This is a genomic window from Neobacillus niacini (genome assembly GCF_036961885.1).
Lineage (GTDB): Bacteria > Bacillota > Bacilli > Bacillales > Cytobacillaceae > Neobacillus > Neobacillus niacini_H.
On sequence record NZ_JBALNQ010000017.1, the window covers coordinates 38,758 to 51,713 of the forward strand.

Consider the following 12,956-nt stretch of genomic DNA (forward strand, 5'->3'; position numbering starts at 1 on the left):
TGGAGCTCAAATCAACAGTCAAGTTTAAAACATACTTTAGTGTTAAGGAAAACAATTGATATAAAGGAATAATTTCCATACTAATTGCAAACTTTATTAAACATGAAGCATGTTTAGGAGTAAGGTTTATGAGGTGTGAGTAATTGTTTACTGATACGAAAAAAGAAATAAGATATATTATGTTCGCTTTGCTTATCATAGCTTTATATCTTTCCCCACTCTTTATTCTTCAAGAAAATGCCCATATTCGTGTTCATGATAACTTGGACTCGAATTTAGCGTGGTATAAAGTTCTCGCCAATAGCGGTCAAATGTTTGGAGAAGTTGAGGCTGTTGTCCCCCAAATTATTAATGGGGTGCCAAGAAATGCATTTGGAACGGAATACAGTATCATCGTCTGGCTCTATGCGTTCTTTCCGACCATGATAGCATATGGGATAAGCCAAACATTAACAAGGGTAGTTGCTTTTATAGGTATGTATTTACTACTAAAAAAGCACTTTCTTCCCGGTGAAAAATGGACCTTCTTTCAAATTGGTACTTCCCTTGCCTTTGCATTAACACCCTTCTGGCCATCTGGAATGCTAAGCACGCTGGGGATGCCTCTTACATTATGGGCTTTCCTTAACATCCGCAAGGGATTGGGTACAAAGAAAGATTATTTTGTCCTTACTCTTATCCCTTTTTACGCAAGTATTGTTTTAGGCTTTTTCTTCTTTTTAAGTGCAATGGGAACCTTATGGCTTGTGGATGTTGTCCGGGGAAAAGGGTGGAATCCTCGTTTTTTTCTGTCGATTGCTTATATGTCGATTATTTTTATGCTTGTTGAGTATCGCTTAGTCTATTCTTTTTTATTTTCTACGGAACTCAATAGCCGTGATGAATATTTTCACGCTTACCTGCCCTTCTGGCGATCTGTAAGGCTGACCTTTAAAAATTACGTGTTAGGTCATACGCATGTAATGACGGTACACGGTCTATTTATTTTACCTATTACCTTAATTGCACTTTATTTTGTCTTTATAAAAAACCAGTGGAAACAGGAAAAACTTTTTGTATTTTTATTTCTATTAAATTTCTTGTTATCACTTTGGTATGCCTTTTGGTTTTATGAAGGTTGGTTACCACTTACTAAAGTATTCCATTTTATGGACACCTTTAATTTTGCTCGCTATCACTTTTTAAGACCGCTCGTTATTTATGCTGGATTTGCACTTGCATTAAAAATTATCTCACTCCAGGGGTTAAGCTGGGCTAATTTAGCTAAAGGGTTTGTTATCCTGCAAATTTTCTTATTGTTCTTATTTAATGATGAGATCATCTATCATAAAAAACCAACAGTAAAACAATTTTATGCTGAGGAATTATTTGCAGAAATAAAAGAACATATCGGGCAAGAACCAAAGAATTATCGAGTCGCTAGTATTGGAATTCATCCTGCCATTTCTCAATATAATGGCTTCTATACACTCGATACCTATAATAACTTCTACCCGTTAACCTATAAACACCAGTTTAGAAAAATAATTGAGCCCGAATTGGCAAAAAATAAAACCATTCGTAAATACTTTGATCAATGGGGCGGACGCTGTTATATCTTTACTGACCAGCTTGGAAAAAGATACATGATCAAGAAGGATTCTAGAAGGAAATTAACAAACCTACAATTAAATACTGCTGTGTTTAATGAGATGGGTGGTAAGTACATACTGTCAGCTCTTCCAATTAAGACTCCAGAGAAAATTCAACTCACCCTTGATAAAGTATTTGAATCAGAAAGCTCCGCATGGAAGATATATTTATACAAAACTTTGGAAAACACCGGGGGTATTAACAGATGATTGAACCTGTCCTGACCATTGTTGTGCCTTGTTATAATGAGGAGGAAGTATTACCTGAAACCATCCATCAGCTTGATCAATTTGTCAAACAGTTAATAAGTGAAAATATCGTGTCAAATCGAACGAGAATTTTGTTGGTGGATGATGGAAGTAAGGATCGAACCTGGGATATTATTTATAAAACAGGATTAAGAAATGAACATGTCCGTGGATTAAGACTTTCAAGGAACGTTGGACATCAAAATGCATTGTTAGCTGGCTTATTTGCTGCAAAGGACACTTCAGATTGTGTAGTCTCCATTGATGCCGACCTGCAGGATGATATTGAAGTCATTAGGGATTTTATTTTTAAATACAATGAAGGCAATGAAATTGTTTATGGTGTTCGTAAGCGCAGGGACACTGACACATTCTTTAAGAAAACGACTGCTCAAAGTTTTTATAAACTAATGCAAAAAATGGGTGTTGATTTAGTTTATAATCATGCAGATTTTCGTTTAATGAGTAAACGGGCTTTAATGGAGTTAGAAGGTTTTAAAGAGGTTAATCTGTTTTTACGGGGCATAGTTCCCCTCCTCGGTTTTCGGTCCGATATCGTTTATTATGATCGAAAAGAAAGACAAGCTGGAGAAACAAAGTACCCATTAAAAAAAATGCTTGCTTTTGCCTTTGACGGAATCACATCCTTTTCTATTTCGCCGATTCGGTTTGTATTATTTATCGGCTGTGTCTCCTTTTTCCTAAGCCTATTATTTGGTTTATACTTTTTACTCCTAAAGGCATTGGGTGAAACACAGACAGGCTGGACGTCACTTATTACTTCTATCTGGTTAATTGGCGGCTTACAGCTGATTGCAATTGGTTTAATTGGAGAGTATGTTGGAAAAATATATAAAGAATCAAAGCAGCGTCCTAAGTTTATTATTGATATCGATACCTTCTCCATGCCAATCCCAAGGCATCATTTAATTAACAATCTAGAAGAGGAATTTTATAAAATTGAACATCGTAAAGCATCTGAAACCAATTAAATATTTAATGGAGTCTTCTTTTCAAAAAAAGAAGACTCTTTTTTGAAAATAAAAAGTAGTACAACCCTTCCTTCCTGAATAAAGATTGATAGACAGACAATATCAGCATAGGGAGAGATAAAGATGAATGTATTTTTAAGTTATATATTACTGGGATTGTCGCTTGCGGCTCCTATTGGTCCTATTAATGCAGCCCAAATTGATAAGGGAATAAAACATGGCTTTATGCATTCATGGCTAATAGGGATAGGGGCAGTGGCTGCAGATGGGGTTTATATGTTGGTGGTTTATTTCGGGGTTGTGAATTTCCTTGAACATCCTTTTATGAAGACATTTTTATGGCTTTTTGGTTGCTTTATCTTACTATACACGGGGATTGAAACCATAGTATCCGCAAACAAGTTAGAAATGGAAGGAAAAAGGAAGGAGGAACCGCTAGTAAAGTCCTTTATATCTGGTTTCTTTATGTCTATCTCCAACCCGTTAACGATATTATTTTGGCTGGGGATCTATGGATCGGTGCTGGCCAAGACTGCCGCAACGTATGAAACAAGCCAGTTAATCCTTTATAGCAGTGCTATCTTTATCGGATTACTAATTTGGGATTTTACGATGGCAGGTGTTTCAAGTAACTTTCGAAAGTATTTAACCTCGCACCTGCTAATAGGGATATCACTTTTATCAGGAATATCGTTAATTGGTTTTGGTATTTACTTTGGTTTTCAAGCTTTCACTGTTTTATTTGGGTGAAAAAGCCAGCGGATATAAATTGCTGGCAATTTGTTTTAAGCGGTAGGCCAAGGATTAAGTACTTTTCCTTTTTTCTTTTTCCACTTGAGATTCATGATCAAGGTTATGCAGCCAATAATACCGATGAATGCTAGGCTGATAAAAAAGCCAGGTCTGCTTGTGCCATGAAATAACGTGCCGCTGATGGCGATTAATAGTAAAAGGATCCCAATAGAGTATTTTATTTTATCCGCAGCTGTTACTTCTAACAATTTCCATGATGAAGCTAATATAAAAATCCAATTATAAAGAAGCATGAGCCCGGCAGCCGTTGTAATATATTCATAAACATGTCCTGGCATTAACAAAGCTGAAACAATCGAGGCTGATATTCCTAATACAGTAATCAGTATGGTAGGAACCGGGACTTTCAGTTTTCCTTGCTTGCAAAACAAGCCAGGCGCATCTCCTTCTTCAGAAAGGGTAACTAGGATGCTGGTAACAGCAAATAAGGATGCAACCATCGTCGAAAACCCGGCAATGATCAAAGCACCATTGAAAAGATGGGGGATAAAGGTTAAATCATAATTATCTAATGCACTCACAAACGGACTTTTCTGGCCATGAAATTTATTCCAAGGGACCAATAAAACGGCAAGTCCAATAGAAAGCATATAGATAATCATGAGAGTTAACAACATCACCTTACCAGCCTTAGGCGCTTCCTTCGGGTCCTTTAACTGGGTAGCCATTAAGCCTAGTATTTCAATTCCTCCAAATGCATAAAAAGCAAAGATAACGCCCGACCATAAACCTAGAATACCATGTGGAATTAAATCCTTTTTGCTATCAGGATATTGAATAGGACGGTCTCCATCAATGACTCCGAATATCGCCAATAAAGCAATAATCACGAACATTAATATGGCGGCAATTTTTAAAACAGCTAGCACATTCTCCAACTTGTTTAATATACTTACACCTATCAGTACAACAACAAGACCAAGGAGAGCATATCCACCAGCAAATAACCATAATGGAACCTTTGGAAACCAAAAGCGTGAAAAAATCGAAAGTGCGGTCATTTGACTTCCCATAATTAACACTTCTGACACCCAATAGACCCAGCCGCTGCTAAATCCAGCCCATCTTCCAAAGGCTTTTTTCGCATAAGAACGAAAGCCGCCCTTCAACGGTTCCTGAACTGTCATTTTTGCAAGTGCGTCGAATACCAAATAGGTTCCAGCGGCAGCCAGAATAAAGGCGATTAAAATGGCGGGTCCTGTCATTTTTATGGCAATACTAGAACCAAGAAAGAAACCAGTACCGATTGTACAGCCAATCCCAAATAACGAAAGCTGCCACCACTTCATATTATTACTTTCATTTGCCCCGCTACTTGGTTTTCCCATTTATGTTTCTCCCAGATGCTCCAACCGATTTATCCGTATTGTCCTGGTTATTATATTCAGGGTCATTCACACCATATGGTTGATTGTCACCGCCTAAATAGGTACTTTTATGTTTTTGCTGTTCTTTTTTAAACCTTTTGAAATTTGTGTTTACCATGTAAATCCCCTCTTTCTAATGCTTATCTATATGTTAAGATACACCCTCTCAAAAAAACTTATTCAGTCCGTTCATAAGAGTCATTTAGGTTTTTGTTGGAATCATGAAATTCATTACATAATCATGGGCTAAATCATTGAAAATAAAAAGGTACAAAGTAGGATGAAATTAAAAATGGGCGATATAGAAGGCAATAAGTCTTGAAAGGGGTTTACTATGTTAACGACAGAGCAGCTCGCTGGTTTTCGTTTGCAATTACTGAAAGAAAAAGAGGAAATAGAAGAACGCCTTGAGCAAAATAATCATTATGGTTTAGAACGAGGTCATTATCATGAATCGATGGGGGAGTTATCTAGTTATGATAACCATCCAGCAGATGAGGGCTCAGCGTTATATGAACGTGAAAAGGATATCGCTTTAAATGAGCATACAGATTTGCAGTTGAGGAATATAAATAAAGCATTGGAAGCAATGGAAAATGGGTCATATGGTAAATGTGAGGTATGTGGAAAAGAAATTTCCTATGAACGATTAGAGGCTTTACCTAATACGACTTATTGTAAAGAACACAGTCCAGATCAAGTTGTTTCACATGATCGACCGATTGAAGAGGGGGTATTAATGCCGCCGTTTGGGAAGTTTGATATGGATGAAAAGGATGAGAATGTTGGCTTTGACGCGGAGGACTCTTGGCAGACAGTGGCTCAATGGGGTACATCTGATACGCCGTCGGATTTGGCATTCCCGCAGGAGCATTACAATGATGTTAGTAATGAGCCAGATGAAAATGAGGGGTATGTTGAAAACTACGAAAATTTTGTAGGTAATGATATGTATGGGAACAACATTACTGTTTATCCAAATTCACAACATGAACGCTATGAACAATCACTTGATGAAGAAGGGATCATGACAAGCTTTGGAGACTTACCCGCCTATGAACATGATCCATATGTAGACGACGAAAAGTAAAAAAGAAAAACAGCTTTCGTTTGGAAAGCTGTTTTCTCTAATTTTATTTATTTCTGAAGGGTTTTTGAGCAATTGGCAGATCTTTCGCATTTAAATCATCATCAGTTGATGGATCGATTGTACCCTCCATATAGCTGTCGCTTGCCTGTTCGTGGGTGGTCGAAAGCCCAGTTGCAATGACATCATTCTTTTGATAGTCACTTGTTTCGAAAACACGACCTGCAAGATCCGTACTGTTGTTGGTGGAATTTTCCTTATCCATGCTGCACACTCCTTTTATGAAATTGGTACAATCGTATTTTCTACTTTATATTCACGGATTACTCATAAGAATAAAATTAAAGGAGCTGTTTTATTTGAAAAAAGACAATTACCCTTCAAGAGAAGAATTGGATGAGGCATTTCATTTTCTCCATGAAGCAATAAATAAGATTACCGTAGAAGAAGAAGAGGAAATGATTATGGAGGAAAACGGTATAAATCAAATAAAGAAATAGATATTTCTAAGGTGGAGACGGTAGATGAGGGAATCGTTAGCGAAAAGAATTGCTTGGATCAGTGTAATCAGTAATATCATTTTAACAGTAGGAAAACTTTTCATAGGCTGGTATGGAAATAGTGACGCTGTATTCGCAGATGGAATTCATTCTGCTGCAGATGTCTTTGCCTCCGTTATCGTCTTACTCGTTATTAAACTCGCCAATAAGCCCGCTGATAAGGAACATCCATATGGTCATGGAAAGGCTGAGGTTATTGTTTCCGGAATCGTAGGAATTTTACTATTTCTCGTTTCGATATATGTTGTGTATGAAGGGATCACCGGTTTCTTTCACGAGATTGAAACTCCAAGTTATATCGCGATGTGGGTAGCAATTATTTCCTATGTTACAAAGGTTATTTTGTATCGTTCATCATTAAAGGTGGCAAAAGAGCATAATAGTAAGGCAATTGAGGCCATTGCATTTGATCATAAAGCAGATATTGCAGCTTCCATTGCAGCGGCTATCGGGGTTTTCCTATCCATACTTGGTGAACGATTTGATATTCTATTTCTGCAGTATGGAGATAAAGCGGCCAGTATATTTGTTGCGTATTTAATTTTTAAAATCTCCAAAGAAATGCTAACGGAAGCTTTTGATATCTTACTCGAACGGAATATTGACGCCGTAACATTACAAGCATACATTAATGTGGTGAATGAATTTCCGGAGGTAAAGAGAATAGATCGGATGAGGGCAAGGGAACACGGTCATTATGTATTAGTCGATTTACGAATATCGATTGATTACTTTAAAACGATTAAGGAAGGTCATGACCTAGCTAAATTAATAAAGGGTCGGCTGATGGAAAAATACGATAACATTGAAGAGGTTTTAATTCACTTAAATCCCTATTTTCCTGACTAAAATCAAGTTTGTGCTTTTTTGCTTTTGGGTTTATGATAATGAGGTAATTATTTGATGAGGAGTTGATATTTTTGAGTTATGCAATAGACCCAGACCCGAGTAGTAGCGGGGAAGTCAGTGTTATCTTAGAATTGGATTCTTCAGGAATATCAGCTCTTATGAAGGTAGTATGGCTTCCTCGAACAATGTGAATGAGGAGGTTTTATTATGTTGGAGATTTATAAAAGCACGGAAACAAAAGAACTTGATCAGGTAGATACCATTTCCAAAGGCTGCTGGGTGAATATGTATGCCCCAACAGAAGAAGAAATTAATCGAGTGGCCAAAGAAACAAATATCTATGTTGACTTTATAAAAGACGCATTGGATGATGAAGAACGCCCAAGGATTGAGCGTGAAGATGGTCAGGTTTATATTATCGTGGATTACCCGTATATGACTCATGATGATGCGGGTTTCCCTATTTATGAAACGATTCCCATTGGGATTGTTCTAACTGATGATTGCATCATCACCGTATCGTTAAAGGATACTCCAATATTAGAAGTTTTTAAGAATAATAAGATAAAAGAGTTTTATACCTTTAAAAAGAACCGATTTGCTTTTCAAATATTGGCTATTATTACATCCTATTATCTTCGTTATTTAAAACAAATCAATAAAAGAACCAATGATATCGAGCGAGAGCTCCATCAATCGATGAAAAATAAAGAATTGTATGCGTTACTTGCATTAGAAAAGAGTCTTGTCTATTTCATGACCTCCCTAAAATCGAATAAGGTGATTTTGGATAAAATTCTTCGTTTCAGTTATATCAAAATGTACGAGGAAGACAAAGATTTATTAGAAGATGTGATGATTGAAAAAACTCAGGCGATTGAAATGGCGGAGACGTACAGTTCGATTCTAAGTGGGATGATGGACGCTTTTGCTTCGATTATTTCCAATAATGTAAATATCGTCATGAAGTTTTTAACTTCTTTTACGATTATTCTTTCGTTTCCAACCATCGTATTTAGTTTTTATGGGATGAATGTAGATTTACCCCTGCAAAATAGCCCGCATGCCTTTTGGATTTCGATTTTAGTTGCGAGTATTTTATCTACTTTGACAGCGTTAATTTTTTGGAAAAAGAAATATTTCTAAACTAAAAATCCGCCATTCATAGAAATGGTGGATTTTTTATGTAATCGAAAAAATTTCCCAACTTTTATGGGTCCATTTTCATTTTCTTATTCAGAAAATTCCGAATAGTATAGAGGAACAGGTCCAAGCCTGGAGTTGAACAATAGGGGAGATATGGATGATAAAAAGAAAAGTAATAGGAGCGTCAGTACTTAGCTTTGTAATGGGGGTATCCATGTTTGCAACGGGTGCCTTCGGTCAGCAGCCAAATATCCAAGAGGAGTCTTATCGCGTAATCATTCAAGGTCCGTCCTCTGATAAGGCAGAAGCAAAGAAGAATGTAGGGGTTCGCTGGGATTTTGGGGCAGAAGGTTTTACTACAACCGTTAACAGCAAACAATACCAAGCACTAGTAAAAAACAAGAATTTAACCATTGAAAAAGTACAAGAAGTTCAGATTGCACCTAACAATGAGGGTGCGGCTAAACCAGGGGGTTCTACAAACTCCGGACCAAGCGATCAAACACCATGGGGAATTCAAGCAATATATAATGATTCTTCGATTCAAGCAACTTCTGGAGGAAGTGGAATAAAAGTAGCAGTCCTTGATACGGGTGCTAATACAACTCATACAGATTTAACAAATAGAGTCGAGCAATGTAAGGATTTTACCCAAGCAAAAACACCCCTTATTGATGGAAGCTGCTCTGATGGTAATGGTCATGGAACACATGTTGCTGGGACAGTATTAGCGGATGGCGGCAGCAACGGACAGGGTATATATGGTGTAGCACCGGAAGCAAATCTTTGGGCATATAAAGTGTTAAATAACCGTGGCTCTGGATATTCGGATGATATTGCATCAGCAATCCGAACTGCTGCAGATGAGGCAGCTCGTACTAGTTCAAAAGTTATTATTTCGATGTCGTTGGGTTCAAGTGCCAAGGATTCTCTTATTTCAAGTGCTGTTGATTATGCCTATAGTAAAGGCGTGTTAATCATTGCAGCTGCTGGAAATAGCGGTCCATCAAGCAATACAATTGGTTATCCTGGTGCATTGGTCAATGCTGTTGCGGTAGCCGCATTGGAAGATATTCAGCAAAATGGGACATATCGTGTCGCTGATTTCTCTTCACGTGGTAATCCAGCAACAGATGAAGATTATGTAATTCAAGAACGGGATGTAGAGGTTTCTGCCCCAGGAAGAGCGATTGAGTCTACTTGGCATGATGGTTCCTACAATACGATTAGTGGTACGTCAATGGCGACACCTCATGTTTCAGGACTAGCTGCGAAAATCTGGGCTGCCAACCCTTCTATGTCACATACTGCTCTTCGTGCAGAGCTTCAAAACCGTGCAAAATCTAATGATATTCTAGGGGGTACAGGAGCCGCAACAGGCGATGATTATGCTTCCGGATTTGGGTTCCCAAGGGTAAGATAATAAAAGAAAAGCCATCTAGTTATTTTTACTAGATGGCTTTCTTTGTCTTAAATCAGTGTTTTTAAAATAGTCTGAACATATAAGTGGAAGCGATGATAAGGATGGTTTAAAATAAGGATATAGGAAGAGCTTCAGAGGGTGGTTATATTATGGAATTTGGACCGTTAATTAAATACTATAGGACCCATAAAGGGATCACACAAAAAGAACTTGCTGCTGGAATTTGCTCCATTCCTCATTTAAGTAAAATAGAAAACAACTCAAAAGACGCAAATAATGAGACTATTTCCTTATTATTACAAAGGCTGGAAGTCAGCTTTGAAGAAATGGAGGAAAAAGAGGAGTTAATAAGAACTTTATTAAGAAATTTTGGTGAAAAAATCAACTTTTATTTGCGAGAAGAAATTGAAGAGATTTACCATAAACTCAAAAGAATGGAGCATGTAATCCCCTTTTCTGCCTATATGTATTCATATGAATTATATAAGTATCGTTATCTATTATTCAAGGGGTTAATTTCCGAAGCAGAGATACATAGAGATTTATTGAGTAAGCAAAGGAAAAATTTTTCCCAACATGAGGGATATTTATTTCGTTATTATAATGCTGTATTCTTAATATTAAAGGGTCACTATAATAAAGCAGATGAATTATTAGAAGAATTATATATAAATGATGATAATGAAACCATAAACGGTGAATTTCTCTATCATCGGGCACTCGTTAAAACTTCCCTAGATCAATCAGGCCATGCCATTCATTTTGGTAAGCTGGCACTTCAAATTTTCATGAACCAACATAATTTTTATCGAATTTTACATACATTAATGCTATTAGGAATTAATTATACTCATTCAAATATTTATGAGGAAGCTTTAGTTTGCTTTAAGCATTTAATTCGTAATGCCGAATTGCTAAAGGAAGAAAAAATCCTGCCGGAAATTTATCATAATATGGGCTATTTGCAAAAAAGAATGAATAACCAAAAAGATGCATTAGCTTTTTACGAAAAAAGCTTTGCTTTGCAACCATTAAATTCTAGGAACTATCTTGTCACTTTATATACAATAGGAGAACTACATTGGTCTGGTCAATCTTTTGATAAAGCGAAGGAGTGCTTCCAGACAGTTAAATCATTATCTAAAGAACTTGGCGTGAAAAAATATACGCTTTTAGCAGAGTTTTATCTTATTCATATGACATCTCTTGAAAAGGGGATTAAATACTTAGAATTAAAAGTAATTCCTTATTTTGAGGAAGTAAAAGAGCATAAAGACGATCTTACCCGTTTTTATAAAATGCTATCAGAGTACTATACCAACCAAGGTATGTATTTAGAGGCAGTAAAATATTTTACCAAGCAAAATTGAGAGGATGATGATGGAATGAGAAAGGCGATAATAGTAGGAATTTCACTTACACTTCTTATCCTTTTAACACCCGTTAAAAACGATAGCAGCCAAATTGTTTCAGCTAACAACATTGAAAATGCTAAGACTACTAATCTATATCACCCTATTTTACCGCCCGTTGGGTGATAACCAAAATCCTTCTACCTAGAAGGATTTTTTTGGCTCTAAAGGGGTAAAATAGTTTAAGTGTGTTAAAAAGGAGGAAAAAGAAATGAAATCATTTATTGTAGGTTTTCACCAAGAAGACAATGTAGATTCCATGCAGATTCAAAAATTAAGCCAAGCTGATTTTGAAAAAGCAACTGAAGGAGGTACACGGCACTTATTTGATTTAGATACGAACATAGGCTTCTTTGTTTTTTTTGATGCAGAGGATGCAGATGGAGATGTTTCCTATATGATGCTGCAATACGAGGATCCAACTGGGGAGGACGGCAGTGAAGACCCTGTTGGCTGTTATTCCTTCCAGTTAAAGGATTTTTATGAATTTACCGCACTTTACCTCAATGATCTCGAATTTAATGAGGAAGTAAGTGAAGAGGAAGAAGATTATGGACCGATACACCATCTGGCACATCTTCTATTCCATATCGTGGAAGAAGGTAAGGATCTAGAGGTTTGAAGTAAAAAAAATCCCCTGTTATAGGGGATTTTTATCGTAATATTAAGCTTTTAAAACATCATGGTCAACATAACGCTCGCCGTTTAATTCACTAACCACATTAAATGCAACCTTCGCACCGTCACCAGCTGTGATGATTGTATGTACACTCACACCAGCAACTGTTCCCGCTGCCCAAATGCCATCTACATTTGTTTTTCCTTGTACATCTACATCAATAATGGTTTTTACTCTTGGCTCAGTTCCTGGTTTAGTTGTTAATCCGGATTTTTCAGCAACGTCTACAAGGAATCCAGTTGCAACAATAACATGTTTTGCTTCATGGGCTCCATTGTCTGTTTCTACTTTAAAACCGCCTTCAACTTTACTAATGTTGCTAACCGAAGCTTGGACAATTTCTCCACCAAATTTGATTACTTGTTGTTTGCCCACTTCAATTAAATCGGGACCAGAGATTGCTAAAACGCCATAATGGTTTTCAACCCATGCACGCTTTGTAGCACTCTTATCACTGTCAATCACCAACGTTTTCTTACCTGCTTTCGCGGTAATTAAAGCAGCACTCGCACCTGCAGGTCCAGCACCAATTACTACTACATCTAACATGTAAAAACCTCCATTTAAAAAGTAGATATCATAAAAATTGTAACCTAATAAAAAGGAAAAGTAAAAATCACTGCTCACAAGAAAAGCGGAGGAGCCCTGGTCAGCGGCGTATGGCCTGGAGCGCTCCAACTGAGATAAAGGAAACACGAAGAGCCGGAGGCGATTCGATGTAGACTTATCGTAGGGCGGAGAGCGAAGG

The 12,956-nt window shown here is 37.1% G+C and carries 15 protein-coding genes; 11 read left to right on the forward strand and 4 right to left on the reverse strand.

Annotation, left to right across the window (positions count from 1 at the left end; all coding sequences use genetic code 11):
- Positions 1 to 143 precede the first annotated feature (143 nt).
- The 3 genes from V7124_RS08715 to V7124_RS08725 all read left to right on the forward strand — a co-directional run bounded on the left by V7124_RS08715 (position 144) and on the right by V7124_RS08725 (position 3,622).
- The gene (locus tag V7124_RS08715; RefSeq protein WP_335488122.1) at positions 144 to 1,841 is read left to right on the forward strand and encodes a DUF6044 family protein; all 1,698 of its coding nucleotides are present in this window, start codon (positions 144 to 146) and stop codon (positions 1,839 to 1,841) included.
- A complete protein-coding gene (locus tag V7124_RS08720) occupies positions 1,838 to 2,872 on the forward strand; it encodes a glycosyltransferase family 2 protein (protein ID WP_335488125.1) in 1,035 nt (344 codons plus the stop codon). The genes V7124_RS08715 and V7124_RS08720 overlap by 4 nt, the downstream gene beginning before the upstream one ends.
- A gap of 123 nt (positions 2,873 to 2,995) precedes the next feature.
- Complete coding sequence (locus V7124_RS08725; protein WP_335488128.1) at positions 2,996 to 3,622, forward strand: LysE family transporter; 627 nt, start codon at positions 2,996 to 2,998, stop codon at positions 3,620 to 3,622.
- A gap of 35 nt (positions 3,623 to 3,657) precedes the next feature.
- Here the strand turns inward: V7124_RS08725 and V7124_RS08730 are convergent, their stop codons facing one another.
- Together V7124_RS08730 and V7124_RS08735 are read right to left on the reverse strand one after the other, a co-directional pair.
- On the reverse strand, positions 3,658 to 5,013 hold the full coding sequence (locus V7124_RS08730; protein WP_335488131.1) for an amino acid permease: 1,356 nt from the start codon (positions 5,011 to 5,013) through the stop codon (positions 3,658 to 3,660).
- Positions 4,997 to 5,170, reverse strand: a complete 174-nt coding sequence (locus V7124_RS08735) for a hypothetical protein (RefSeq protein ID WP_335419810.1) — start codon at positions 5,168 to 5,170, stop codon at positions 4,997 to 4,999. Before V7124_RS08735 ends, V7124_RS08730 begins: the two co-directional genes overlap by 17 nt.
- 216 nt (positions 5,171 to 5,386) lie before the next feature.
- Between V7124_RS08735 and V7124_RS08740 the strand changes: the two genes are divergently transcribed.
- Positions 5,387 to 6,142, forward strand: a complete 756-nt coding sequence (locus V7124_RS08740; RefSeq protein WP_335488134.1) for a TraR/DksA C4-type zinc finger protein — start codon at positions 5,387 to 5,389, stop codon at positions 6,140 to 6,142.
- A 43-nt stretch (positions 6,143 to 6,185) separates the two neighbouring features.
- On the opposite strand, the gene V7124_RS08745 is transcribed toward V7124_RS08740, so the two are convergent.
- Positions 6,186 to 6,404 (reverse strand): YozQ family protein, encoded by a 219-nt coding sequence (locus V7124_RS08745; protein WP_335419816.1) that lies wholly within the window; start codon positions 6,402 to 6,404, stop codon positions 6,186 to 6,188.
- Between the two features lie 94 nt (positions 6,405 to 6,498).
- Between V7124_RS08745 and V7124_RS08750 the strand changes: the two genes are divergently transcribed.
- The 7 genes from V7124_RS08750 to V7124_RS08780 all read left to right on the forward strand — a co-directional run bounded on the left by V7124_RS08750 (position 6,499) and on the right by V7124_RS08780 (position 12,151).
- On the forward strand, positions 6,499 to 6,639 hold the full coding sequence (locus V7124_RS08750) for a hypothetical protein (protein ID WP_335419819.1): 141 nt from the start codon (positions 6,499 to 6,501) through the stop codon (positions 6,637 to 6,639).
- Positions 6,640 to 6,663: 24 nt separating this feature from the next.
- Positions 6,664 to 7,548 (forward strand): cation diffusion facilitator family transporter, encoded by an 885-nt coding sequence (locus tag V7124_RS08755; RefSeq protein WP_335419822.1) that lies wholly within the window; start codon positions 6,664 to 6,666, stop codon positions 7,546 to 7,548.
- A gap of 207 nt (positions 7,549 to 7,755) precedes the next feature.
- On the forward strand, positions 7,756 to 8,694 hold the full coding sequence (locus V7124_RS08760) for a magnesium transporter CorA family protein (protein WP_335419826.1): 939 nt from the start codon (positions 7,756 to 7,758) through the stop codon (positions 8,692 to 8,694).
- 157 nt (positions 8,695 to 8,851) lie between these two features.
- Entirely contained in the window at positions 8,852 to 10,117 is a 1,266-nt protein-coding gene (locus V7124_RS08765) for a S8 family peptidase (RefSeq protein ID WP_335488137.1), read from the forward strand.
- A 149-nt stretch (positions 10,118 to 10,266) separates the two neighbouring features.
- The gene (locus tag V7124_RS08770; protein ID WP_335488139.1) at positions 10,267 to 11,487 is read left to right on the forward strand and encodes a helix-turn-helix domain-containing protein; all 1,221 of its coding nucleotides are present in this window, start codon (positions 10,267 to 10,269) and stop codon (positions 11,485 to 11,487) included.
- Between the two features lie 15 nt (positions 11,488 to 11,502).
- Positions 11,503 to 11,655 (forward strand): hypothetical protein, encoded by a 153-nt coding sequence (locus tag V7124_RS08775; RefSeq protein ID WP_335416931.1) that lies wholly within the window; start codon positions 11,503 to 11,505, stop codon positions 11,653 to 11,655.
- An 85-nt stretch (positions 11,656 to 11,740) separates the two neighbouring features.
- On the forward strand, positions 11,741 to 12,151 hold the full coding sequence (locus V7124_RS08780; RefSeq protein ID WP_335416929.1) for a cytosolic protein: 411 nt from the start codon (positions 11,741 to 11,743) through the stop codon (positions 12,149 to 12,151).
- A gap of 42 nt (positions 12,152 to 12,193) precedes the next feature.
- Here the strand turns inward: V7124_RS08780 and V7124_RS08785 are convergent, their stop codons facing one another.
- Positions 12,194 to 12,757 carry an FAD-dependent oxidoreductase gene (locus V7124_RS08785; protein WP_335416935.1) on the reverse strand — a complete coding sequence of 188 codons (564 nt, stop codon included), beginning with the start codon at positions 12,755 to 12,757 and terminating at the stop codon, positions 12,194 to 12,196.
- Between the last annotated feature and the right edge of the window lie 199 nt (positions 12,758 to 12,956).